The 26,466-nt window shown below is 43.6% G+C and carries 21 protein-coding genes and 1 pseudogene; 9 read left to right on the top strand and 13 right to left on the bottom strand.

The features are described from left to right. Window positions 1-121 precede the first annotated feature (121 nt). The 4 genes from BCU75_RS11505 (at window position 122) to glpD (ending at window position 5,465) form a co-directional block, all read left to right on the top strand. On the top strand, window positions 122-976 hold the full coding sequence (locus BCU75_RS11505; protein ID WP_076679411.1) for an MIP/aquaporin family protein: 855 nt from the start codon (window positions 122-124) through the stop codon (window positions 974-976). 59 nt (window positions 977-1,035) lie between these two features. Continuing rightward, window positions 1,036-2,556, top strand: coding sequence for a glycerol kinase GlpK (gene glpK / locus BCU75_RS11500; RefSeq protein WP_076679410.1), 1,521 nt, complete (start codon window positions 1,036-1,038; stop codon window positions 2,554-2,556). A gap of 293 nt (window positions 2,557-2,849) precedes the next feature. Then, window positions 2,850-3,635, top strand: coding sequence for a DeoR/GlpR family transcriptional regulator (locus BCU75_RS11495; RefSeq protein WP_004732237.1), 786 nt, complete (start codon window positions 2,850-2,852; stop codon window positions 3,633-3,635). Window positions 3,636-3,905: 270 nt separating this feature from the next. Continuing rightward, window positions 3,906-5,465 carry a glycerol-3-phosphate dehydrogenase gene (glpD, locus tag BCU75_RS11490; RefSeq protein WP_076679408.1) on the top strand — a complete coding sequence of 520 codons (1,560 nt, stop codon included), beginning with the start codon at window positions 3,906-3,908 and terminating at the stop codon, window positions 5,463-5,465. A gap of 119 nt (window positions 5,466-5,584) precedes the next feature. On the opposite strand, the gene BCU75_RS11485 is transcribed toward glpD, so the two are convergent. Next, window positions 5,585-6,469 (bottom strand): LysR family transcriptional regulator, encoded by an 885-nt coding sequence (locus BCU75_RS11485; RefSeq protein ID WP_065111555.1) that lies wholly within the window; start codon window positions 6,467-6,469, stop codon window positions 5,585-5,587. Window positions 6,470-6,763: 294 nt separating this feature from the next. On the opposite strand from BCU75_RS11485, the gene BCU75_RS11480 reads away from it, so the two are divergent. From BCU75_RS11480 to BCU75_RS24735, 3 genes and pseudogenes are all read left to right on the top strand, one after another. Further along, complete coding sequence (locus tag BCU75_RS11480) at window positions 6,764-7,981, top strand: adenosylhomocysteinase (protein ID WP_102473938.1); 1,218 nt, start codon at window positions 6,764-6,766, stop codon at window positions 7,979-7,981. Between the two features lie 105 nt (window positions 7,982-8,086). Next, window positions 8,087-9,352, top strand: coding sequence for a NupC/NupG family nucleoside CNT transporter (locus BCU75_RS11475; protein WP_102473937.1), 1,266 nt, complete (start codon window positions 8,087-8,089; stop codon window positions 9,350-9,352). A gap of 315 nt (window positions 9,353-9,667) precedes the next feature. Then, window positions 9,668-9,888: pseudogene (locus BCU75_RS24735) on the top strand (hypothetical protein); the annotation flags it as partial. A 186-nt stretch (window positions 9,889-10,074) separates the two neighbouring features. On the opposite strand, the gene BCU75_RS11465 reads toward BCU75_RS24735, so the two are convergent. From BCU75_RS11465 to BCU75_RS11435, 7 genes are all read right to left on the bottom strand, one after another. Next, window positions 10,075-10,311 (bottom strand): YdcH family protein, encoded by a 237-nt coding sequence (locus tag BCU75_RS11465; protein ID WP_102473936.1) that lies wholly within the window; start codon window positions 10,309-10,311, stop codon window positions 10,075-10,077. A 647-nt stretch (window positions 10,312-10,958) separates the two neighbouring features. After that, a complete protein-coding gene (locus BCU75_RS11460; protein WP_102473935.1) occupies window positions 10,959-11,654 on the bottom strand; it encodes an aspartate/glutamate racemase family protein in 696 nt (231 codons plus the stop codon). 267 nt (window positions 11,655-11,921) lie between these two features. Beyond that, entirely contained in the window at window positions 11,922-12,905 is a 984-nt protein-coding gene (locus BCU75_RS11455) for an HAD family hydrolase (protein WP_102473934.1), read from the bottom strand. Between the two features lie 174 nt (window positions 12,906-13,079). After that, window positions 13,080-14,345: a RidA family protein gene (locus BCU75_RS11450; RefSeq protein WP_102473933.1), complete on the bottom strand. Its 1,266-nt coding sequence runs from the start codon at window positions 14,343-14,345 to the stop codon at window positions 13,080-13,082. Between the two features lie 176 nt (window positions 14,346-14,521). Further along, entirely contained in the window at window positions 14,522-15,568 is a 1,047-nt protein-coding gene (gene argF / locus BCU75_RS11445) for an ornithine carbamoyltransferase (protein ID WP_102467059.1), read from the bottom strand. 126 nt (window positions 15,569-15,694) lie between these two features. After that, window positions 15,695-16,786 carry an agmatine deiminase gene (gene aguA, locus BCU75_RS11440; protein ID WP_076679394.1) on the bottom strand — a complete coding sequence of 364 codons (1,092 nt, stop codon included), beginning with the start codon at window positions 16,784-16,786 and terminating at the stop codon, window positions 15,695-15,697. 16 nt (window positions 16,787-16,802) lie between these two features. Next, on the bottom strand, window positions 16,803-18,239 hold the full coding sequence (locus tag BCU75_RS11435) for an APC family permease (RefSeq protein WP_102473932.1): 1,437 nt from the start codon (window positions 18,237-18,239) through the stop codon (window positions 16,803-16,805). A gap of 399 nt (window positions 18,240-18,638) precedes the next feature. Here BCU75_RS11435 and arcC point away from each other — a divergent pair, with 399 nt between their 5' ends. Together arcC and BCU75_RS11425 are read left to right on the top strand one after the other, a co-directional pair. Further along, entirely contained in the window at window positions 18,639-19,547 is a 909-nt protein-coding gene (gene arcC / locus BCU75_RS11430) for a carbamate kinase (protein WP_102473931.1), read from the top strand. A gap of 146 nt (window positions 19,548-19,693) precedes the next feature. Further along, a complete protein-coding gene (locus BCU75_RS11425; RefSeq protein WP_102473930.1) occupies window positions 19,694-20,320 on the top strand; it encodes a TetR/AcrR family transcriptional regulator in 627 nt (208 codons plus the stop codon). A gap of 73 nt (window positions 20,321-20,393) precedes the next feature. Here the strand turns inward: BCU75_RS11425 and BCU75_RS11420 are convergent, their stop codons facing one another. The 5 genes from BCU75_RS11420 to BCU75_RS11400 all read right to left on the bottom strand — a co-directional run bounded on the left by BCU75_RS11420 (window position 20,394) and on the right by BCU75_RS11400 (window position 26,420). Continuing rightward, window positions 20,394-21,869, bottom strand: a complete 1,476-nt coding sequence (locus tag BCU75_RS11420; protein ID WP_102473929.1) for a DUF1254 domain-containing protein — start codon at window positions 21,867-21,869, stop codon at window positions 20,394-20,396. Window positions 21,870-21,881: 12 nt separating this feature from the next. Continuing rightward, a complete protein-coding gene (locus tag BCU75_RS11415) occupies window positions 21,882-22,559 on the bottom strand; it encodes a hypothetical protein (protein WP_102473950.1) in 678 nt (225 codons plus the stop codon). A gap of 70 nt (window positions 22,560-22,629) precedes the next feature. After that, a complete protein-coding gene (locus BCU75_RS11410) occupies window positions 22,630-24,168 on the bottom strand; it encodes a sulfatase-like hydrolase/transferase (RefSeq protein WP_102473928.1) in 1,539 nt (512 codons plus the stop codon). Between the two features lie 186 nt (window positions 24,169-24,354). Then, window positions 24,355-25,251 (bottom strand): LysR family transcriptional regulator, encoded by an 897-nt coding sequence (locus tag BCU75_RS11405; protein ID WP_102473927.1) that lies wholly within the window; start codon window positions 25,249-25,251, stop codon window positions 24,355-24,357. 17 nt (window positions 25,252-25,268) lie between these two features. Continuing rightward, the gene (locus BCU75_RS11400; protein ID WP_102473926.1) at window positions 25,269-26,420 is read right to left on the bottom strand and encodes an anaerobic sulfatase maturase; all 1,152 of its coding nucleotides are present in this window, start codon (window positions 26,418-26,420) and stop codon (window positions 25,269-25,271) included. Between the last annotated feature and the right edge of the window lie 46 nt (window positions 26,421-26,466).

Here is a 26,466-nt window from a genome sequence, read left to right as displayed (position 1 = left end):
AAGTGACTTTAATTAACAATTTCATGCTCAAACGCTCACTTTTTATGTTCGTTTATTTTCGAGTTCGCAAATATATGCACAATACACGTGCTAGATAAGCAAAACTAAAAAGGACTCGAACATGACAACAAACAAACACCCTTCTTTATTTGGGCAATGCTTGGCTGAATTTATCGGCACAGGATTACTCATATTCTTTGGCGTTGGCTGTGTGGCAGCACTGGTACTAACCGGTGCGACATTCGGACAATGGGAAATCAGCATCATCTGGGGCTTCGGTGTTGCGATTGCAATTTACTGTACTGCCGGTGTTTCAGGCGCGCACATCAACCCTGCGGTGACCATTGCTTTAGCAATGTTCCACGGTTTTGATAAAGCGAAAGTGGTGCCTTACATCATTTCACAACTGCTTGGCGCTTTCTGCTCTGCAGCATTGGTTTACAGCCTTTATAGCAACCTATTCACTGATTACGAAATTGCACACAACTTCGTACGCAGCAGCCAAGATGCACTATCAACAGCAGGTATTTTCTCAACATACCCACATGCTTCACTTTCTTTCTTTGGCGCTTTTGCTGTGGAATTTGTGATTACTGCTGTTTTGATGTTCGCTATCTTAGCGTTAGGTGATGAGAACAACGGCGCATCGCGCGGCGCAATGAACCCTCTACTTATTGGTGTATTAATCGCGGTTATTGGTGGCTCTTTAGGTCCACTGACTGGCTTTGCAATGAACCCTGCTCGTGACTTCGGACCAAAACTGTTCGCTTACTTTGCAGGTTGGGATTTCGCACTAACAGGTGCTCGTGATATTCCTTACTTCATCGTACCAATCCTTGCTCCGATTGCTGGTGCATGTTTTGGTGGTTGGTTGTACCCACGAGTTATCGGTGCTTACCTTCCAGTTGAAGGCCAAGGCTGCACAATTCCAAACCAATGTGAAACAGAAGAAGAAGCTGAACAAGCTCAAGCTTAATACCTAAGCGACCTTACATTTACTAAAATATAAATAACGAGACAAAAAGGATTCTTACCATGACCGAGCAAAAATACATTGTTGCCCTAGACCAAGGCACCACAAGTTCTCGCGCTGTAATCCTCGATCACGATGCAAACATCGTTAGCTCTTCTCAAAGAGAATTCACTCAGATTTACCCTAAAGCGGGTTGGGTTGAGCACGATCCAATGGAAATCTGGGCAACTCAAAGTTCTACATTGGTTGAAGCCCTAGCGAAAGCAGGCATTCGCAGCGATGAGCTAGCGGGTATTGGTATCACCAACCAACGTGAAACCACCATTGTTTGGAACAAAGAAACTGGCAAGCCGGTATACAACGCAATCGTATGGCAGTGTCGCCGTACAGCAGACATCTGCGAAGACCTTAAAGCACGTGGCCTAGAAGACTACGTACGTGACAATACAGGCTTAGTCCTTGACCCGTATTTCTCAGGTACCAAAGTAAAATGGATTCTAGACAACGTTGAAGGTGCTCGTGAAGACGCTGAAGCCGGCAAACTATTGTTCGGTACAGTTGATACTTGGTTGGTTTGGAAGATGACTCAAGGACGTGTTCACGTTACGGATTACACCAATGCGTCACGTACTATGTTATTCAACATCAATGACCTATGTTGGGACCAAAAGCTACTTGATGAGATGGGTATTCCGTCAGTCATGATGCCAGAAGTGAAACGCTCTTCTGAAGTCTACGGTCAAACGAACCTTGGTGGTAAAGGCGGTACGCGTATCCCAATCGCTGGTATTGCAGGTGACCAACAAGCCGCACTTTACGGTCAAATGTGTGTAGAAGCAGGCCAAGCTAAGAATACTTACGGCACAGGTTGTTTCCTTCTAATGAACACAGGCCAAGAAAAAGTAACGTCTAAAAACGGCCTACTAACAACGCTAGCATGTGGTCCTAAAGGCGAACCTGCATACGCACTTGAAGGTGCGGTATTCATGGGCGGTGCATCTATCCAATGGCTACGTGATGAAATGAAGTTACTGGCTGGTGCAGAAGACTCTGAGTACTTTGCGACGAAAGTGGACTCTTCAAACGGCGTTTACGTGGTTCCTGCATTTACAGGCCTAGGTGCACCCTACTGGGATGCTTATGCTCGTGGTACGATTGTTGGCCTAACTCGTGGTGTTAACTCTAACCACATCATCCGTGCAACGCTGGAAGGTATTGCTTACCAAACTCGTGACGTACTAGATGCGATGCAAGCTGACTCAGGCATCAAGCTAGCGAAACTACGTGTTGATGGCGGCGCAGTAGCGAACAACTTCCTAATGCAATTCCAATCAGATGTGCTTGATACCGAAGTTCACCGCCCTGAAGTAACGGAAGTAACTGCTCTGGGTGCCGCTTACCTTGCTGGTCTAGCTGTTGGTTTCTGGGACAGCATTGACGAGCTTCAAGACAAAGCTGTTCTTGACCGCACGTTCATGCCACACCACGACGAAGAGAAGCGTAACCGCCGTTACAAAGGCTGGAAGCGTGCTATCAAGTGTGCACAGGTTTGGTCTGAACTGCACGATGACGACGAAGAGTAACACTGAGTATTCAACTAATCGCCAGTCATCAACCGTTGACCTAAGAACTCAAGCAACCTAATCGTTTAGATTGCTCGAACCCTCAGTAAACGAAACTAAAAAGAGCACTATTTTGTGCTCTTTTTTGCGTTTCAGGCTCAAATTCCATGTTTTGAGCAGCGTTTTTGCGGTTTAGACATGATTCCTTACCATCATTACTTCTCTCTTTTCATCAATTCGAGCACAATAGCGCGAGGTGATATTTAGAATTAAGTGCGCTAAAACACAGCAGCGCGCAGGGAGTGGTAAGTAAAGTGAAGCAAATACCAAGACACCAGCAGATCGTCGACCTGGTAAAAACACAAGGATATGTGAGTACCGAAGAGCTAGTAGAGAAGTTTGATGTCAGCCCACAAACCATCAGACGAGACCTCAATGAACTTGCCGATAGCAACAAAATTCGTCGCTATCATGGTGGTGCAACCATTCCTTTAAGTTCAGAAAACACCTCTTATAACACGCGTAAAGCGCTTAACTTCAACGAAAAAGACGTTATTGCTGACGAACTGGTTAAGCACATCCCTGATGGTGCAACCTTGTTCGTTGACATCGGTACCACGCCAGAATCGGTCGCGCGTGCACTCAACAAGAACCACAAACAACTACGAGTTGTCACCAACAACATTAACGTTGCAAGCATCCTTCTGCCGAACCCAGAGATAAAGGTTATCTTGGCGGGTGGCGAAGTGAGAAACCGTGATGGCGGTATTGTGGGCGAAGCAACACTCGATTTTGTGAAGCAGTTCCGCCTCGATTTCGGCATATTGGGCATCAGCGGCATCGACTTTGATGGTTCACTGCTCGACTTTGATTATCATGAAGTTCGAGTGAAGCAAGCCATCATAGAAAACAGTCGCAGCATCTTCTTAGCCGTCGACCACACTAAGTTTGGCCGCAATGCGATGGTTAAGCTCGGCAATATCTCTCAAGCGCACATGGTATTTACCAACAAACAACCACCAGAAGAGATTCTCAACATCCTTAAAGATTCAGCAATACCATTAGAAGTGATCGATACCGCTCGTCCTGTGAGCGAATAACGCAACACAAGTGCTCGGTAAAGACACTTTCTTAAATGAATCACAATTCTTTATAAAAAAGTTAAAAAAGTTAAACTTGCTCACTACCAGTGTCGCATCTATGCTCGAATTAGACTTATTTGAACCTCTGCTTTCATAATCAGAGGTTTTTTTATGCGTAAATCACAGAAAACGCGCATAAACGAAAATAATAAATGACCGCAAACGAAAGTTCATATAGGATTCAACTATGTTCTAAAATGCTCGTTCGCTCAGAAAGAGGTCAAAACTATGAGTGCTCAACAAAATAATTCAAACAACAGTACATCTTCCACTTTAGACTTGATCGTGATTGGCGGCGGCATCAATGGTGCAGGCATCGCGGCAGATGCAGCAGGTCGTGGTCTAAACGTTGGCTTATACGAAGCAAATGATTTCGCGTCTGCGACGTCTTCTGCTAGCTCAAAACTTATCCACGGTGGCCTACGCTACCTTGAACATTACGAATTTCGTTTGGTTTCGGAAGCACTCGCTGAACGTGAAGTGCTGCTAAGAAAAGCACCTCATGTTGCTCAGCCAATGCGTTTCCGTTTACCTCATCGACCATTTTTACGCCCAGCTTGGATGATTCGCTGTGGCCTATTCCTTTACGATAACTTAGGTAAGCGCACCACTCTTCCTGGAAGTAAAACAGTCAACTTAGCAAAATCAGGTCTATTGAAACCAGAAATGAAGACAGGCTTCGAATACTCAGATTGCTGGGTGGATGATGCGCGTATGGTATTGCTCAACGTGTTGGCAGCTAAAGAAAACAACGCTGAAGTACGTAATTACTGCCGTGTTGAAAAAGCGCACCGTGAAGGTGGTGTTTGGCATGTAACGATCCTAGATGTCATGACAAACCAACGTTTTGAACGTAAAGCAAAAGCACTCGTAAACGCAGCCGGCCCTTGGGTTAAGCAGTTTTTTGATGATGGATTGGAGCAGGCTTCGCCGCGTAATATTCGTTTAATCAAAGGCTCACACATTGTTGTGCCGCGTATACACGACGAACCACAAGCGTACATTCTGCAAAACAAAGACAATCGCATTGTGTTCATGATCCCTTACCTAGACAAGTTCTCTATTATCGGCACCACCGACCTTGAATACAAAGGCGACCCACGTGAAGTTGCCATTGATGATGTCGAGGTGGATTACCTGATTGACATCGTTAACCAGCACTTTGTTAAACAGCTCGGTCGTGAAGACGTGGTTTGGACATACAGTGGCGTAAGACCGCTTTGTGACGACGAATCTGATTCACCACAAGCGATCACTCGTGACTACACGCTGGAGTTAGACGCAGAGCTGGATCAAGCACCACTGCTTTCGATCTTCGGTGGCAAGTTGACCACTTATCGTAAACTTGGCGAAGCGGCACTTAAGAAGCTTGAGCCACATCTAACCAACATGGGGGCACCTTGGACAGCCAACGACACGCTTCCAGGTGGTAACTTTAGTTGCAGCAGAGAACAGCTTGCGAAGATGATCCACACTAAATACCCTTGGGCATCTGAAGCGCTATTGCTTCGCTACGTGACTCAATTCGGTACTTACACTTGGAAGCTACTGGAAGGTGCCAATAGTGAAGCTGACCTTGGCACCCAATTCTCAAGCGAGGCACATGGTGTTTATCAAGTTGAAATCGATTACTTGATCAATCAAGAGATGGCGATGACTGACGAAGACATCTTATGGCGCAGAACCAAACTTGGCCTGTACATGAAAGAGTCAGAGCAGCAAGCCGTGACTGATTACCTGAAAGAGAAGCTACAAAGTAAAGTAGTGAGCTTTTCTCAAGCAGGTTAACCGTTAAGGTTCTGAAATTGTTGATCCTTTAAAAGATCTTACACAAAGCTTAGTGTCCCCCGCACTAAGCTTTTTTTCTTCTAATCTTCTAATCTTCTAAAAAGCTGATTATCGAGTGACTACTCTGCGAGCAAATGATCAATAAAAGTTCTCACTTTATAAGGTGGAACAACGGTGCTTGGGTACACGATATAAAGCTCTGTTGACCAAGTGTAGTTTTGCAACAAACTGACCAATGCTCCCTTGGCTATGTAATCTCGAACAAGGAAATCAAGCGCACAAGAGACTCCAACCCCATTTTTAGCCATCTCAACGAGCATTGCTTCGGAGTCCGAACGAATCGTCGATTTGAGCTCAACAAATTCATGTGAATTATCTGAGTAATTAAATCGCCACTTATCTTTGGTTAAACAACTGCGGTAGTTCATGCAACGATGTTGCTTTAAATCGGAAGGGACTTGTGGTTCTCCGAACTCTCGCACATAGCTAGGGGAAGCGACGACCTGGGTACCAATATCTTTAATTTTACGGCATTTATATGTGCTATCTGGCACCGCACCAATGTGAAAGGCAAGATCGATTCCCTCGTTGAGTAAACCGCTCAGCGTATAGCCATACGTCAGTTCCAACTCTAAATGAGGGTGCTGAATCATGAATTGAGAAATCTTGGCCATTAACTCATGATCGTGTTCGAGTACAATAGGTAAACGAATCTTAAGCGTACCACTCAAGGTTTCGTTTTGCTGATCAAGCGCATCGTGACAATCTTTAATATCATCAATGATCTTCACATATTTTTGATAGAGAAACTCACCCTGTTCTGTCAAGGACAACGTCCTCGTGGTGCGATGAATCAGCGTACATTGCAGCTCATTTTCCAATTGCTTAATCTGTTTGCTGACCACAGATTTTGATAACACTAGTTCATCTGCCGCCATGGAAAAAGAATTGTATTTCACAACCGTATAAAAGGTCACCAACAGGTTCAGATTTAAACTTTTCATTGCATTTCTCTCCACACATTCCCTTCATTATAACAAGCCAAAAACAGTTGTATGCGAAGCTAACTGCAGGATTGTTCTTCTGTGGAAACCAACTATTTCTGTAGATGCACAATGTTATTTCATTCTTGTTAAAATTTTTTAAATATAATAATCAATAAGATAGATAGTAACAGTTGAGATCCGTCACGTTATCGTTTCCGTGAAGAAACACTCTTTGCGATTAACTTTATTTTTCTTCTTGCTGCGTTGTTCCATTCTGAAGGCAACAGAGATCATCGCAGACAGGAAATACCAATGACACAACACAATCACATTACACATGATGTAGCAGATCTAGACCTAGCTCCTCAAGGCACAAAGAGAATTGATTGGGCGCGAGCACACATGCCAATCATGCATAGCCTCATTGAACGTTTGGAACGCGAGAAACCCTTTGCAGGGCTGACTATCGGCATCTGTTTACACGTAGAGGCAAAAACTGGCGTCTGGATGGAGGCGTTAACCAAAGGTGGCGCTAAGGTGGTTATCACTGGCTCTCCAGGCTCAACACAAGATGAAACCGCCGCCGCGTTGGTTCGCGACTACGGAGTGCATGTCTTCTCTCGTCGTGATGAGAGCTTCGACGATCATGTTCGTTACTGCCAAAATGTTCTCAGCTTTAACCCTGACATCATCGCCGACAACGGTGCCGACCTTCATGAACTTGTCTTTACCCACCCTGAATTCACTCACCTCCAAAAGACATTGATAGGTGCTACGGAAGAAACAACGACGGGCGCTAACCGTTTGAGAGAAGACTTCAACTCAAACAAATGGAGTACCTTAATCATCAACGACACTATGTCGAAACGTATTATCGAAAACCGCTTTGGCGTCGGTTCATCTGTGATTGACGGCATTATGCGCGCAACCAACATTATGTTGCACGGCAAGAAAGTGGTTGTGATTGGATACGGCTACTGTGGCTCAGGCACAGCACAACGTCTGCGCGGTATGGGGGCACACGTTACCGTGGTGGAAAGTAACTCGCTAACCAAACTAGAAGCGCACATGGAAGGCTTTTATACCTCGACGCTTGAAAAAGCACTGCCCGATGCCGATATGGTGATCACCATTACCGGTCGCGACAACACACTGCGCAAAGAACATTTCGAGCTGATGCGAGACAAAACCATCATCGCGAATGCAGGCCACTTCCAACGTGAAATTAACCTTTCACAACTGCAAGAACTGAGCTCTAGCCAAGACAAAATACGCCCTCATGTCACAACGTATCACTTCAAAGATCAAGATAAACAATTGTTCGTTTTATCAGATGCCAACCTCGTCAACCTATCTGCAGGAGACGGTAACCCCATTGAAATTATGGACCTAGGGCTCGCACTGCAAACCCTAAGCCTAGAACGTATCGCGTTAAACGCTCAATCCTTAACTCATACTCCGCAGCCTGTTCCTTTTGATATCGAAATGAAGGTTGCTGAACTCGCGTGTGAATACTGGATTAACCATTAAACGCACTATTTAACCTAAGGCGGTACGTTATTCAATAATCAATTATTAGCCCGAAAACACAGCCCTACACTGTGGTGTACCGCCAAGTAATGAAAGGAATTTATCATGCAAATTGTATTCAGCCTACTTGGAATGCTGGCCTTACTCGCTATCGCTTATGGTCTTTCGATGAACCGTAAGTCCATCAACTTTAGAACGATTCTTGGCGCGTTCGCGATCCAATTTATTATTGGTGCTTTCGTATTGTTTATCCCCATAGGAAAAGACGTTCTTCAATACGTCTCTACTGCGATCAATGCCGTACTCGGCTTTTCAGCCGATGGCATCAGCTTTCTGTTTGGAGGCCTCGTCAGTGACAAGATGTTTGAGGTCTTTGGGGGCAGTGGTTTCATCTTTGCTCTTCGTGTGTTGCCCGTAATTGTATTCTTCTCTGCTCTTGTTTCCGTTTTATATTACCTTGGTATCATGCAACTCTTTATTCGCGTTCTTGGCGGTGGTCTTCAAAAAATCCTTGGCACGAGTAAGTTCGAATCCATGTCGGCCACGGCCAATATCTTTGTCGGCCAGACAGAAGCGCCTCTTGTTATCGCCCCCTATATTAAACACCTAACTCGCTCAGAGTTATTCGCCGTGATGTGTGGTGGCCTTGCATCGATTGCAGGTACAGTGCTAGGCGGTTTCGCAGCGATGGGCGTGAATATGGAATACTTAATTGCGGCTTCATTTATGGCAGCTCCCGGAGGTCTGTTGTTTGCCAAAATACTATTACCAGAATCGGAAAACGTATCCGATTTAGGAGTAAAGCGTAATGGCAAAAACATTGAAGAATCATTACAAGTTGCCAAACCGAGTAACGTGATTGATGCCGCAGCGGAAGGTGCATCTAATGGTGTTGCTCTTGCCATCAACGTTGGAGGAATGCTCCTCGCTTTCATCGCGTTAATTGCTTTGCTTAATGGTATTCTCGGTTTACTTGGTGGGCTGGTGGGCTTGCCTAACTTGTCATTAGAATTGATGCTCGGTTACTTATTCTCTCCTCTTGCTGTAATCATCGGAATCCCACTTGAAGAGGCGTTTGATGCTGCGACATTTATTGGCCAAAAACTGGTTCTCAATGAGTTCGTCGCTTACGTCAACTTCACCGAATTCTTAGTCAACAACCCATTATCAGAACGTACAACCGCTATCATTACCTTTGCTTTGTGCGGGTTTGCCAACTTCTCTGCAGCAGCAATGTTACTTGGAGGCTTGGGTGCGATGGCCAAAGAGCGACGTTCGGAAATATCTGGATTATGTCTGTACGCAATTCTTGCAGGCACGCTCTCTAACTTAATGAGTGCAACAATTGCGGGATTGTTCCTGTCACTTTAGCGTCTATCATCTAACTTCTAATTCTTATAACGATTAGAGAAAGGTTTTATAAGGCTCATAAAGCTTTTCTCTCATTTCGAATGATCACTCCTCCCCCCTACTTCGTTAATAACAAAAACTAAATAATGCTTTATGTATCCCGTTAATTATCAACTTCACAAAAGGCTGCTGTTCTTTATCTCAACGAAACATCACACTTAAAAACGCTCACGATGTCATCAAGTTAATAAGGAATCTATTCTATGCTCTATGCAAAAAGTTATTCTGATTACTAATTCTACTGATGGTATCGGCTTCGAAACGGCAAAAGCACTAGGCCCAATGGTTGTTGTGGTCAATCCGGCTTCACTACTAGGTAGTAAAATAGTCAAAGATGCCTACGGAATTGCTGGCGGAAAGTACTTCGGTAATGAAACATGTTTGCTAACCCACATCCAGAGGCTATTTACGATGATAAATCTCAACAAGTTGCCACTAAAATTAAAAAAATTATTGCGAAAATCTTGTTACAGATAAACAGAATTTTATCCCTTTAAGCTTAGCAATCGCTGATACCAAAAAGCCCCGCATTGTGTAATGTAGAACTTTGTTAATGCAGAGCCTCGCCGTAAATCTACTTTTGTTCCCAATACAGTAGGTTTCAACTCCTCTATATTGTTGAGTCAAAAACAAAAAAACTCCCGAAGGAGTTTAATTATTTAAAACGATAGCACTTCGATTAACTAATCTGATAAACGAGCATGCAGTGAATCTTTAAGCTCAGAACGCTCATGTTTTAGTTGGTGCATCGAGCCGTCATCAATGGGTGAATCTTTCAGCTCTAGTTTACGAATCTCTTTATCAAGGTTGTCGTATGTCTTCATATCTTCTGCAAAGCCATCGTCAGTTTTAGCAAGCTCAGCAATTTTGTCTTTCATTTCAGGAAATTCGTGAACAAGAGAGTGATTTTCACCTAGCATAGAAACCTCTTAAGTTGAGTAAAGTGATTGGGTTAGTCTTAAACACATTCACTATTTACCTTAGCAAGTGGTTAAAATAACAAATGAGATCCAGTACACAGCCTAGAATATAGACAGTTCAGATTCGAAAATTTATAACATACACCCAAAAAGTCAGTCGTTTACATAGAAGAAAAAGCCTCACGGAATCGCAAGACTTTTTAGGGGGAACTCTTTATAAAAATAGTAACAAAAGTGATAATAAGAGCAGCTAAAAAGGTGGTTACGCAAAAAGGATTAGCTACTGCACCCTCTGGTATCTATTTTATTCATTTGATCATGTGAAGATGTATCAGAGCCTGTTGATTGGCACCCTGCCACAAACAATAGCGTTACAGATAAGATAAGCCATTTCATAATTAATCCTCTTTGGGTCATGACTAAAAGCATAGTGCTTGTAAGCGAAGATAGCTCAGTTATTAACTAAAGCCTTACCTACCGATAAAGCCTTGGTTAATGAACAAAGCATCGCTTCATTAATTAACGACCTGTCTTCGTGCAAAAAACTTTCATTTAACTGAATAAAAATCACACAAGAATTAAAAATGACAGGAACACTCCCTAAGTTAGGAGCCTGCGATTAGCCTCAGCTTGCTGAATCCATGTTGCTAATCTTTGGTCGCCAAACGCACCGCTGCCTCTGCATGTATAGCAGTGGTATCAAATAATGGCACATCAGTGTGTTGCTGTTGAATCAATAAGGCTATTTCGGTACAACCAAGAATAACCGCTTCAGCACCTTGTTGGCTTAGCTTCTCAATGATTTTACGGTATACAGATCGAGATTCTTCTTTTACTTCACCTCGACATAACTCTTGATAGATGATGTTGTGAACTTTTACTCGGTCACTCTCATCAGGAGTCACAACATCGATACCGAATTTATCGGTTAAACGCCCTTTATAGAAATCTTGTTCCATGGTGAAAGCTGTACCGAGTAATCCGACTTTCTGTACACCCTGTTCAAGTAGCTTCCGCGCCGTGGTATCAGCGATATGTAGGATAGGAATCGTGATCTTCTCTTCGATCTCAGGCACAACCTTATGCATGGTATTGGTACAAATCAGGATGAAATCAGCCCCGCCCTTCTGTACCGATAAAGCCGCGTCCGATAAGATGTCAGCCGTCTCCGCCCAACGACCTTGATGTTGCAGCTTTTCTATCTCATCGAAGTTCACGCTGTACATACAAATTTTTGCAGAGTTAAGTCCACCGAGATTGGCTTTAACACCCTCGTTAATGGATTTGTAGTAGCTCATTGTCGACTCCCAACTCATCCCACCAAGCAATCCGATCGTTTTCATATTTCTATCCCTTTATTTTTCGACTACCGATTAAACCGTCATGAGTTAAGAACTTATAGTACGTTCTTGCTCAGAGCGAGACATTAAGCCTTGCTGCTTTCAATGCTATTACTTTTAATGGCATAGTTTTTAATGACATTGCTTTTAATTGCATAGCTTTCAAACCGTTCATTCCCAAAAACTTCCGTGAACAAAAACCTCCGCTCACAAAAAAGCTCGAATTAAAAACCCGAGCTTTTGTGCTTTTGACCAAAGGTAAATTAGGCGTTAGTACACCTCACACCAATCTGACTTCATATCGATCAGCGTCCAATCATCTCTGGAATTCGCTTCGTCTAGCGCCTTATCCAACTTACCAACGTGAGACTCACGATCGTACTGCCACTCTCGCTCGGCATCAGTATGATGAACGATCATTGCCATTGAGTTTGGTTGGCTTGTTGCCCACTGCATCATCGCTTGGTCACCGTCTGAGTTACCTACCGCTAAAATAGGTTTTTTGCCAATAATATGCTGAATGTTAGTGACCTTTCCGGCTTTATCATCAATGGTCAAAATGGACGAATCTTTAGTAACCGTCGGCTTACCATCGTTGTAACTGTAGTTGTATTTAAGCGCGCTACCGATGATTTGTTCTGTAGGAATATTGTAAGCTTGTGGAGCCCAAGCTCTCATGAAATCAACGCCTCCGCCTGACACAATGTAAGTCTTAAAGTTATGATCTTGCAGGTAAGTCAGCATTTCTTTCATTGGCTGATAAGTCAGATCTGTATACGCTTTATTGAAGCGTTTATCTTTTGCAACCGCCAACCATTGTTTAACGTCTTGTTGGTATTGTTCAACTGTCATACCAGAATGTGTCGCCATGATGATTTTCAATAACCCTTCTTCACCGCTGCCAAGAACGCTCTCAATATCATCTTCAAGTACAAATTTAAACGGTGCTTCCGTTGTCCATTCAGGGTGCTCAGACGCCATCTCTTTTACACGGTCTAATGCAAAGGCCAACTGGAAGTAGTAAGGCTTTTCAGACCAAAGCGTACCGTCGTTATCGAACACGGCGATGCGATCTTCAATTGCCACATAAGTTTTGGATTCAGCTTTGGTAGCTTGGCTTACAAAGTCGACGATGGCGGACTTACTGTCACTGTCTTTCCAAGAAGGCAACAATGTAGGATCACAATCTTTAGCAAAAGATGAAAAAGAAAAGCTAGATAATATCGCGAAAGACAAAAGAGTTATTTTCTTCATAGCACTACCATGTTGTTGAATTAATTAACGGGTTTAATTTAATTCATCCTAGTTGGTCTACTCTGATTTTCCACTTATGGACACTATAACCAATACTCATGTTGTCATTAGGCCTATCGTAAAAAAGGGTTGGCCTCACAGCCAACCCTCGTTTTCTAATGCCAGATAGTAAGCTTAAAGGCTCGGTGGAGTCCCTTCACCATTGGAAGCAATCGCATCGATTTGTACCAAAGCGCCCATCGGAATATCAGACACACCGATAACCGTGCGCGCAGGCAATGGGCCTTCAAAGTAATGCGTACAAACGTCATTGAGCACATCTAAATCAGCCATATCTCTTAATTGGATATTAAGCTTCACGATGTCATCCATGACATGACCAACACTCTCAATCACTTCTTTAATGTTATTCAAGCACTGCATCGCCTGCTCTTTAGCACCATGTGTCACAATTGCACCTATTCGAGCGTCAAGCGGCAGCTGAGCAGAGATATTGTTGTAATGAGAAAAAGCCACGGTTTGCGTTGAGTGTTCACTGATTGGCGCAGCTTTGGTATTGTTCGCCTTGATCACGATGCCATGTCGATCTTCAACCGCTTGTGGTGGAGTTCCATCGCCGTGTGACACAGTCGCATCCATTTGCACTAACGATCCCATCGTTAAGCCTTCAACAACCGTCACCGAGCGTGCTGGCATATAAGCGACAGTCCTTGCAATCGCAGAGTCAGGGAAGAAGGTGGTATACACTTCATTGACGGCAGCAAGGTCATCAAGGCTTCTCACATGGATATTCACCTTCACGATGTCATCAAGCGGTACATCAACATTTTCCAGTATTGATTTAATGTTTTTGAGGCATTGAATCGCGTGCTCTTTTGCTCCACCAACAACGATGTTGCCCGATTGTGGGTCAATAGGTAGCTGAGCTGAAATGTGATTATAGTGAGAAAAAGCAACCGTCTGAGTCGATAAAGAACTGACTGGTGCGTATTGAGTATTTCGCGCGATTTTAACTAGCTCACACGCCGCTTGTGGGTAAGTGCCTTCATCATTCGAGATCACCGCATCCATCTGCACTAAAGCACCTTCTAACGGCAATGCAGAAACCGAAAGCACGGTACGAGTTGGGAAATATCCATGGAAGAATGATGAATACACTTCATTAACCGCATCGATATCCTGAATATTCTTTAGGTACACATTCACTCTCACGACATCGAACATACCGTGGCCGAGACTTTCGACAATCGCTTTAATGTTAGTCAGACATTGCTGAGCCTGTACTTTCACATCACCTAAAACTAACTCTCCTGTTTTAGGGTTCACCGGTAGTTGAGCTGATAGATTGTTGTAGTGAGAAAATGCCACGGATTGAGTTGAGAAAGGGCTCAATGGTGCATCTTCAGTATTTCTTGAAACTTTAATAATATCGGCACTCATGTCGATACATCTCCTGTTTGAGTATTGATGTCAGATAGAGCCAATCGGCCACGTGTTTATCGACACTTCAAAAATAAAAGGCAAAAAATAGCTGAACCAACAAATCGAGAACAATACTGGTTCAGCTTAATTCAGAGCTACACAGTGGAGGTTCTTACACCCCCACAAATAAACCTCTACAGAGTGCTTAGGAAGCTGCTGATTTTTTCTTCGTGATGCTTAACGGTTTCTTGTGTTGGGATAACCGCATCTTTGTGTGTGAAGTACACTAGAATCGCCATCTGAGCAGTGAGTCGGTTTTCGGCTTCATCGAACGCCACTGAGTATTCACTTTCTAGTGCGCCGCGAGTTACTTCTTCTTTGTCATTTGCAGGTAGGCAATGAAGCAGCATTGCACCTGGGCGAGCTTTAGCCATTAGCTCTTCAGTGATCACATAGTTAGGCATGAATGCAGCAAGACGCTCTTCTTTCTCGTCCATTTGAGTCACCCAGTAAAAGCTATCGCCGTATACCACATCACAATCACTAATACGTTCTACATCATCAGTTATTTCAATCGTGCCGCCCGACTCTTCACAGAAGTTCAGTGCCATATCGATCCACTCTTGCTCCATGTGGTATTTCTTAGGACCAATTTGCTTAAAGCCCATACCGTACTTAGCACACGTCAGCATCAATGAACGACACACATCCGTCGCATCACCCATGAATGCCAAGGTCAGATCAGACAGCTTACGTCCATCAGTGATGTGTTCTCTGATCGTGTAGAGATCCGCCAGCATTTGAGTTGGATGGAAACGCGTATCAAGGCCATTGATCACTGGCACTGTCGACATTTTTAGTAGGCCATCAAGTGTTTCAGGGCTATTGGTACGAGCCATGATGATGTCGCACATACGAGACAACACACGTGAAGTATCATCAATCGATTCTTTACCGCCTAAATGGATATCTTTTGGTGACAAGAACAACGCGTGTCCACCCAACAGTGTTGCGGCGACTTCAAAAGAGACGCGAGTACGTGTAGAGCCCGCTTCGAAGATCATGCCAACCGATTTACCTTTGAACAACGGCGGAATTGCATTGTCTTTTCGCGCTTGTTTTAGGTGAGTCATCAGTTCCATCATGTTATCCATCTCTTCGACAGAAAAGTCTTTCATAGACACCATGTGCTCAAGATTTTTTTTGTTCAGTTCAGTTGCGCTAGAAGAAGGTAATTTCATAATCAGTTCCTATTTATCATTAGTTTGCACGTTTTCTTTTGAGTAGATCTCGTGCTTATTGAGTTACATACTTTGGATTTAATGCGTTTCTTTTTTGCTTATCTTTATTCGAGTTATTGCTTCAAATTAAATGCTTGGTACCTGTTGAGTGATGCAATGAATGTTGCCGCCTCCCAGCAAGATTTCTCGAGCAGGAACGCCATTCACGTCGTACCCAGGATAGATTTTTTCCAACATGCCAATCACATCGTTGTCGTAACGTTGATCGAGCAGCGGCAACACAATCTGATTATTAGTAATCAAATAATTTGCATACGATGCCGCCAATCGTTCACCCGCTTCACGCTCCATACCTTCAGCAATATCGATCCCTGCAGCTTCTTCAGCCGACATATACAAAGGTCCGGGCATGGGTAATTTGTGTACCTTGATTTGGCGTCCTTTTGCATCGGTTTGGCTTGTGATGTAGTCGTATGCTTCACGACTAATCTCATATTGAGGGTCACTTTCATCATCACACCAGGTCAACACCACTTCACCAGGCTTAACAACGTGAAGAATGTTATCAACGTGGCCGTTGGTTTCGTCGTTATACAAACCACGCGGTAACCAAATCACTTTCTCAACATTAAGGTGTTCGCAAAGTACAGCTGTGAGCTCTTCTTTGGTCATGTCTGGGTTTCTACTTTCGTGTAACAGACACTCTTCAGTGGTATAAAGCGTACCTTCACCATCAACATGGATTGATCCACCTTCTAAGACGATCGGCGCTCGATATCTTGCATCGCGAACGGTTTCACACATTTTTTGTGCTACTTGGTTGTCTCTGTTCCAAGGTGAGTACAACCCGTCCACAAAACCGCCCCACGCATTAAACTCCCAATCAACACCACGACGTTCACCCTCGTCATCAACAACATAGGTAGCGCCAATATCACGCATCCACGAGTCATCTGTAGAAACTTCCAAGACACGAATGTCTTCAGGTAAACGAGAAACGGCATTGTCATATTGAGCAGAGCTCGCCAACATCGTTACCGGTGTGGTTTGGCTGATTTGTTTCGCGACATCTGCAAACACTTTCTGTGCAGGTTTTGCACCATCTCGCCAGTTATCTGTACGCTCAGGCCAAGCCATCCAAATTTCATTGTGTGGCTCATGCTCACCCGGCATTCTGAAACCGTCGTGCTTTGGTGTCGTATCAATTACTTTTTTCATGGTTGTGTCCCTTAAATTAAGCTTGAGCTTCTTCTTGGTCTTGCGTATTTGTCGCTTGTTCGTCTTTTATGCCTTGTTCTTTCTTGCGTTTTAATGCGCCGAACAGAATCCATTCACCCGCTAGAATCGTCGCTATCACACCAATCAAAACAGGCCCTGTGTATCCCCAATCAGCAACCGTTAAATCAAGTGCTTCAGGGAAGATAAATAGGATTACCGCTTGAGCAACCACCAAGAAACAAACAATAGACATCACCCATTGAGCCGCCATACCACCGGGCACTCGGAATGGTCGTTCACGCTTGCCATCAACCACACGAAGCTTTAGGTATGCAGGGAACATGAACAGGTAAGGAAGTAGGAAAATGCAGCTAGAGAAAGCAAAGATTGACCAGAACAGATCATCATTACCTTGGGCAAACAATGCGTAAGACAAGATTACGACCGTTGATACTGTGCCTGTAATGTTGTTTGCGCCAACTGGAGAGCCTTTCTCAGGCACTTTAGCGACAGGGGCTGGAAGTTCGCCCTCTTGAGCAGCTTCAGCGGCCGCTCGACTGGCACCCATAGTCCAGCTCACCATATTGCCGATCAGTGTTAACAAAGCGAACGTACCAAAGATATAAACCATCGCTGTGCCAACTACACCATTGCCGAAGAGCGTTTTGAAGGTGTCAATTAGGCCAGAAACCAGACCAATACTTTCAACAGGCAGAGCCATCAGGATGCCAACAGTACCGAAGATGTATAAGAAAGCGGTGATACCAATTGATAAGAAGACAGCTTTAGGCATGTCGCGTACATCTTTCATTTCCTTGGTCATCGTCGCAACCAATTCAAAACCCATCAGATTGAAAACAATGGCAGGTAAGAAAGAAACCGCAGAATCAAGTGAAGGCATCATTGCAGGCAATGTAAATTCGTTTGCTACCCCATTTTTCATTGCATATATAAAGCCACCAACACCTAGTGTGCTAATAACAATAATTTTTAATATCGCACCAATATTTGTTACCCAAACACCAATATCAGCAGATACATTACAAATCCAAACCGTTATCCAGGTTAGTAATATACAAATCGCTATTTGTCCCCATAAAGACAAATCGGGCATAAATAATTCAGAAAACATTCCGGCAAACATGATATATACTGCTGGCATCCATAAACCAACGTTAATCCAATAAAACCAAGTCGTTCTCACTGCCCACTTGAAATTGAAGGCTTGTTTTACCCAATCGTAGATACCCCCTTCGCCTGGGTAAGTAGTACTTAATTCTGACGTTATCAACCCATATGGGATAACAAAGAAGATCAACATCAATACCCACCAGCCAATGGCACTTACACCGATACTTGCTGACGCGGTTAACGTATCGACCACCAATACTGCACATAATGTAAAGAGTGCAATACCAGTGACCCCCATTTTCCCTTGCGTTTCGTTACTCATCTCATAACTCCTTAATCTCTAATTCGGGATTAATTAAACGGCAAAGTGATTAAAGGAACTGAGATGAAAATTGAATATCGGTTTTGTTCAAACGAATTAACGTAACAAATAAAATAAGGCCTACAAAAAAAAGGTAAATATAATCAAAATACTGAATTGTTGATTTTCATCAATAAATGTCTCGTTTTATATCTAGATGTCTAATATCAAATTAAGATCACATATCTGACTGAATGAGCGATTATTTCTATTTTCTGTGATGATCAGGTAACTAAGTAATCACCGACTAATACATAAATCGAATTGTGATTTTTATCGCCAATCGAATGCCCACATTTCAATACAGTGTCTCTATCTTACTTGGCAAAATATCCAAGTTATTTCTATGGAGAATTAGATATGTTGAAACCTATTATTGTTGTTGCTGTAGGTGGCAATGCGTTACTGCAACGCGGTGAAGTCATGAGTTGTCAAAATCAACAGAAAAGTATTGATAAAACAGCCAGTTCACTTGCTGCTTTAAGTAAGGATTATCGTTTGGTTGTTGTACATGGCAATGGCCCACAAGTTGGTTTACTCTCCCTACAAAACGACGCCTATAAAGATTGCCCTCCGTACCCATTTGACGTGTTGGGCGCAGAAACACAGGGCATGATTGGCTACCTCGTTCAACAAGGGCTAAATGCCGCGATTGAAGATCGCTTCACAACCACTATCCTGACTCGTATCGTTATTGATGAGAATGACCCCGCTATCGCTGACCCAAGCAAGTTTATTGGGCCTGTCTATACTGAAGAGCAAGCAAAACAGCTAGCAGAGGCTAATCAATGGATAGTGAAGCCAGACGGTGTTCACTGGCGTCGTGTCGTACCTTCGCCATTACCGAAAGAAGTGCTAGAGATAAGAGCAATTAAAGATCTTCTAGAAAAAGAGCATCTTATTATTTGTGGCGGTGGGGGTGGCGCGCCTGTGATAGAAAAGGCTGGAGCTTATGTCGGTTTTGAAGCCGTGATAGACAAAGACATGACAGCGGCTCTTATCGCCGAAGAAATTGGGGCTGAACACCTGTTAATCCTTACAGATGGAACGCATGTTTGCTTAGATTGGGGAACACCTCAAGAAGAGAAACTTGAAAATGTATCTGTGAAAGAAATGAAAGGATACAACTTCCCTGCAGGTTCAATGGGGCCAAAAGTCGATGCATGTTGTAAGTTCGTACAGAACACAGGTAAACATGGTTACATTGGCGATCTATCATGCGCGTTGGAGATCATCGAAGGGACATCAGGCACACATATCCAAGCCTAATATTGATCAAGATCGGTTTTTATTTGAACAATAAAAGTGTTCAGAGCAAAGGGTTGGCAAAGTCTGATTTCATATTGATAGAATTGATTTTTGACTAACGACCCTTTATGTTTTTCATCCGCTTTGATTGAAGTGAACAAAACTCTATGCGAAAAGTAAAAACTCAAGAGAAGCTACATAAGATTCATCACGCTGTAGCTCAACTAATGGAACGTCGCGAAGCGACTGATATATCAATGTACGATGTTGCGAAAGAGTGCGGTATGGCAACCTCTACTGTTTATCACCATTACCCTAACATCGAAAACTTATTCCATAGTTTGTTAGATGATGTCTTTACTGACTTCGACGCATTATTGTATCACTGCATTGATGTGGAAAAAGTCACGCATTGGACCGATATCAATCGAATGATCGAAACGGCCTATGTGGATTACTACAACAATAACCCGATAGCTAGAAAGCTAATTTTAGGACGCCACACATTTACCGAGCTTGGCCACGCAGACACTGAGCATGATTTGGTACTTGGCAAAGAAGTAGAAGCCATTTATCGCAAATTCTTCGACGTTCCTCAATTAACAATACCGATTAATGTTTTTGCTATTTCATTGCAAGTCGCCGACAAAATTTACTCTTTATCTTATCGCCAGCACGGCAGCATTACCCCTGAACTTGCCAATGAAGCTATCCGCCTGACTGAATCTTACCTTCAGCTGTATATACCTCATATTTGTCAAAGGTCCGATCCAATTACGGAACTTACACACTGAGTATAAAAAAGCCAGCTGCATAACAGCTGGCATTGAACGATGATAAAAAACCTTAAACAGGCGATTTAAATGATCACTTAAGTGTGGCTTTTTTGACCTTGGTGAACGGTGTCGATTTCCATTTATCGGTTATGACCTCTTCACCAGGTGTGTACATGCGTAACACTGAATACCATTGGTGATTGGGGATAGGTAGGAAGTTAGGATCGTCTTCATGCCCATTTACATCACTGCTCATGTAAATGGTGTAACTGCCATCAGCATTGGGGGTTAACGTTCTGTCTCCACGAGAATGACGGTTTAAGTCGTTTTTCTCCATCAGTCGGGTTTCACCACTGTAGGCCGTGTATGACCAAAAACCACCCTCTTCTAATGGTGGCGCGTTGAAGGTCACCGTATAGTCATACTGTCCGCCATCTAACGCATCCCCTTCATTATCAAAGAAGTCACCGCTATACATGGTATGCTTTGCAGGTAGCCCCCATTGGCCCATTAGCGTGCCGTAGGCGTGTTGAAAGCTTGGTACCTTTGTCATTTCATCGCGAGTGCCCAATACGTCACGTGAATCATCAAAGCCCGCATTAATGATTCGTTCTAGCCCCTCTTTTTGGCCAGACTCGATCATACGAAGCTGCTTTGTCGTAAATGGATGATTGGCTTTGCCTAAATCAGAGTCACCTAAACCAAGTCGATTAAATTGATCAATCAGCTTTTGGTCATGCGCCTTCATCGTTCCTTCAGACAAAATGAAATTGGTCCGCTCGACCCAATTAGAGTCTTCTGGATCTGGATACTCGCGAACAACGGAATCTGGACCTTTCTGGCCCAAGTATTCAGATAATGTTCTGATGTTCCATTGGTCCATAAGCTTTTGAGCGGTTGCAGAATCGTCACCGCCAAGATCCATGATTCGCCCCATCATCTTCACTAGAGGATGCTCAACATAGATGACCTCGTCGACACTCGCAGGAACTTCACCGTCCCACCCTTCAACTGCATACATGAAACTGCCACCTTTTGTGCCTCGCTGCGGAGAGCCAAAAGCCGAGTCAGTAAAGTGCTGCATATTCATTGTATGGAACAGCCAATACCTATCTTCATCATGATCTGGAATCGTAATGATGACCGGCTCTGCTGCTAGGTCCATCCACCCCATCAAGTGTAGCGTGTCATTGTTAATCGTCGGATGCGCAGTGTAAGTGTCGTCAGCAAGTATTCGAATATTTTGAAATTGGTTTAAAGGGTAACCTTGCTCAACAACGGTTTTGTAAAAATATTTGTAGGCTTCATCTATCGAGTACGCATACTCATAGGCCAGTTGTGCCAATAGCTGATTGTCTTTTTCGAGCACTGCTAAGTTCGCTATTTCAACGGGTAAAGTCTCCGTTTTTATCGCCATAGCTGTGTTGGTTGTTTTTGTTGCCATAACTGTTTTTGTTACTAAAGCTACGCTCGTAGCGTCCACTGGTTGGCTCGCTAATACCGTAGACGGAAGTGCAACCATAAAAGCACAAGCCAGTGCAGTCACTAGTCTATTTTTTTTCATCATTTAATGTCCTAACTAAAAGCGAGTCCGGTAGGTGATCCAGGTGTTATTGTCAGTATCACCGCTAAAGATGATGATATTGTCACTATCAACCTTGTAACCTAGCTGCATTTCAGCAGAGAAATCTCGCGTGTTCTCACCATCCAACCCGTAAGTGTATTGAGGGGCGAACTGGAGATAAAATTGATCAGCAAAGTCGTACTTTAGGTAGTTAATACTGCTGATGATTTGAGTATCTTGAAACTGGTTGTTCTCTTCCCACATCCTTCCATATGTTAAAGCGCTATAAAGTTTAAATTTGTTACTCAACTTAAATGCTTGCATCACACCAAAAGAGGCGTAGTTCGATGTTAGGTCGTCGTTGGAAAAGTCGTGTCCAGCATCGATGAATAAGCCGGTACCCGTTTTCTTGTTGGGTGTGAAGAATCGTGCTCGATAGTTTTCAAAGTTATTTTTACCTTCCAGCTTACCCAACACGCCCCAGTCACCACGATTCACGCCAAATTGAAAGGTGGCACCAAGTCCTTTATTGCCCGCAATAAGTTCACCTCCCGTATAAACGGCCATTGGGTCAGCCATATCACTGGCTGGGACTTCTTGTGCGGAAACAGAAAGTGAAAAAGTGGTAAGTACGAAGAGAAAAGGTGTAAAAGCGGGGAAAGTACCCGTGAGTAGACATAATGGTTTTTTCATATTGTTGTCCGGCAGTAAGGTGTACTGGTTACAGCACACCTTGTATTCCTTGCATTAGTCGTATTTGGCGTTAGTCAGTAACCACTGATTTATCTGCCATACCAATACCACCGGCTTTCTGTCTTGGTGGGAACGCTTCAAGAGACTTTTGATATTTCGCAGCTGCTTTGTGCAATTTTGGTAATACCCAAGACTTCTCTTTCATCCATAAGAACCAACCTCGCGTGTCAGGGCTGCGCTCGTAAGGATCAGCCTTGATGTTAATCAGCATCCCTAGAGGCCACTCTTCAGGAGGCGCAATCCACTCCGTTTTGGTTTTTAGGTGTACTTTCCAGTCATCTACTCGGAACGCATTCAAATCTTGTTCGTTGTAGAAGAAGAACTCATGACGTTGACTCGGTTCACCTTTGGTCAACATGTCCAGTTGGTTATAACCATCCAAATGAACTTGATAGCGGTCGCCGTTTAACTCTTTTCCTTCAAGTAATTCTTGCTTAATGTCGCTTTCACCCACGGCAGCCATGATGGTTGGCACCCAGTCTTCTGATGTCATGAAACCATCGGTATATGCACCTTGAGGGATTTTATCTGGCCAGCTCACCAACATAGGTACACGGAAACCGCCATCCCATGTTGTACCTTTTTGTCCTCTGAACGAGGCAGAGCCGGAATCAGGCCAATGATCAAGGTTTACGCCATTGTCAGACGTGAAGAGAATGATGGTGTTATCGATTTCGCCTAAATCTTCAAGCTTGTCGAGCAACACGCCGATCTGATCATCAAGTTCGATCAAACCATCGTAGTAGGTGTTGATTTGGCTCGCGCCTCGATACTCCGGACGAACGTGTGTTTTTTGGTGCATACGAGTCGGGTTGTACCACATGAAGTAGGGTTGTTCGTCTTTCTCTGCTTCATGCTTATCAAGCCAGTCCGTAGCAAAATCCAAAAACTCGCCATCAATGGTTTGCATACGCTTAGCACCCAAAGTGCCCTTATCTTCAATGGTTTGTTTACCAACCACGCCAAACCTTGGGTCTTCTTGCATGTCCGCACTCTCGGTAGCCACGGTATGAATGACATTGCGAGGACGACCTCTGAAGTTAGGGTCTGTTGGGAATTCCGGCTGTTCAGGCATCTCCATGACATTGAGGTGGTATAGGAAACCGAAGAATTCATCAAAGCCGTGTACCGTTGGTAGGTGGCTATTATTATCTCCTAAGTGACTTTTACCGACATGCACGGTCGCATAGCCTTTGTCTTTTAGCATTTCGGCTAAGGTTGGATCTTCTTTTTGAAGGCCAAGTGAAGAGCCCGGCTGACCAACAGACGTTAAGCCCGTGCGAAATGGATACTGACCAGTGATAAAAGCAGAGCGACCTGCTGTAGAGCTGCCTTGTGCGTAGTAATCACTGACCATCATGCCGCGATCTGCAATTCGGTCAATATTCGGTGTGTCCACCGCACCTAAGCCTCGATGGTAGGCTGACAGATCAGTGGGGCTAACATCATCAAGCATAATGGCAACCACATTGGGTTGGCTCGCGGCATGTAAATTGACGCTCGCCAGCACCGAGAGCGCCAAAGCGGATTTAACAAAAGACTTATACATTTATAACCCTCATTCACTATGGGTAAATCGCTGAAGTCACACTGAAATTTATGTATGTCTCAAGCGAACCGTTATTGAGGTAAATGGTATAAGAAAGACGCCAAAAATGGCTTGATAACCACTATTACGATTTTTAATAGTGGCTGCTAGAAGGGAGCGTTGTTTAGAGGAAAGAGTTTCGTGAAGCTAGGAGTGAATGATCGACGTAATTTCTTTTTGAAGCCAATCGGTGAACGGGTTATTCCGGTTTGCTTGGTGAGTAAATAGAGCCAACTCTCGACGATAGGTGTCTTTTAACAGTTCAGGCGGTAACTCAATACTGCGATAGGATTGATCAAGCAAATAACGACATTTCGTCGATGTAATATAGATAAAGTCACTGTCCTTAACGATCTCCAACATCAAGTTCATGTTGTTGCTTCGAAGGGCAATATGCTTATCTAAATCGTACTTTTTGATCAACATTTCTGTCTTAGATGGCTGAATGTAACCAGGGATCATGTTGATACAGAGTGGGTACTTCAGCACGTCCTCAAGGGCATTACCTTGAACAGGGTGATCAGCTCTTAGCACCAACATAAACTTATCAAAGCCAACCGGGCGCTCAGTCAGCGTTTTATTCACATCCATAGGAAGATAGCTCACCCCCCAACACGTTCGATTGGTCTCTAGAGACTGCACACCATTGTCTAACCAAGGCGAACATTGAAACGTAACTTGCGGCGCTTCTTTGGTCAGTTTTTTAATTAATGGCACACCCACTGGAACCAACAAAGGAGAAGGCAGCATGATTTGAACCTCTCCTCTTAGATCTTCCAATCCCCACTCTTCACTAGGTATATAAAGATTGTCGAGTTGCTCTAATAACAGAGGTAAGGTTTCGATGAGTTCTAAACATTTTGGAGTTGGTTCAAGCTTTGCTTTATCTCTAACAAACAATTCATCATCAAATTGCTCTCTTAGTTTACGAAGCATGACACTGATCGTCGGCTGACTCACGTTCAAGGCTTTTGCAGCAGTGACCGTTTGGCGAGTTTCATTGAGCACCAAAATAAGCCGCAGTAAGTTTAGGTCTTTGGTCATGCCCGACTCCAAGTGATTTAGAAAAGTGGAAAGTACGCTGGCGAATACCCTTTTTTCATCGCTTCTACCATTGGTAATAATTTGGGTAATGCGTGACGAAAAAACATCTCGTACCCTTGGCATAAATGATTCATCGCGCTGCCATCTTCGGTTGTTGCTATTCTATTCTTAGGGCAGCCACCTTGGCAAAGCTCAACAAAATCACAACCTCGACAAGTGCTGTTCAGTTCATGATATTTGTTGGTGCCAAACGCTATTTGTTCAGGTGAACTCGCCATGGTTGCAAGCTTATCACTATTCACAGTACCCAGTTGATGATCTTGATACCCATAATGGTCACAACTGTAAACATTGCCGTCATGCTCAACCATTAGTTGCTGCCCACAAGTCGCGCTGTGGTGGCACATTTGGCTTGGGTAGCCCATCAATACCATTAAACAGTTCTCAAAGAACTGGATATAGATTTTACCGACATCTTTGGCACTCCATGCATCAAACAAGTCACAAAGAAATTGCCCCCATTGCTCACCCGTTAACGACCAGTCATGCCCTGTTCGCCTATCTAATTCATGATCGATACAAGGCTGAAACTGCATATAACCACTGCCATTTTCAACCAAAAACTGATAAATCGTTTTACCGTGTTTGTAGGTTTTATTATTCACGACCGTTAACGTATTAAACTCAACATCATGCTTTTTCAGATAAGACATTCCACGCATTGTGCGCTCAAAAGACGACTGACCATTTTTATCAATCCGAGCGATGTCATTCAGAATGTTGGGTCCATCGATACTGATGCCCATCATGAAATTGTGTTTAGCAAAGAAGCTGGCCCAGCGATCGTTAATCATAGTGCCATTGGTCTGCATAGTATTCACGACACGCTTTTTTGTGGCTTTGCTTGTCTGTACTTTTATAGCAGTTTCATAGAAATCGAGCCCTCTTAACATAGGCTCGCCACCATGCCAGATAAAGTCCACTTGCTGAGCTTTAATTGGCTGCGCGTCGATATGAGCACCGACAATTCGCTCCATCATGTCCAGAGACATCGAAGACCTTTGTTCACCATCTTGTCTATTGAGATAATAGCAGTAGCTACAATCCAGATTGCACTGAGCCCCTTCTGCTTTAATGAACAAGCTAAAAGGATGAGGTGATGTGTTCATATAGATTCCCGTACTTTTTTGTCAACATATCAACCGAAAATCAATC

The organism is Vibrio splendidus (genome assembly GCF_002873455.1).
GTDB classification, from domain to species: Bacteria; Pseudomonadota; Gammaproteobacteria; order Enterobacterales; family Vibrionaceae; genus Vibrio; species Vibrio splendidus_J.
The sequence above is the reverse complement of the archived record's forward strand: the minus strand, read 5'-3'. Positions and strand labels throughout refer to the sequence as shown.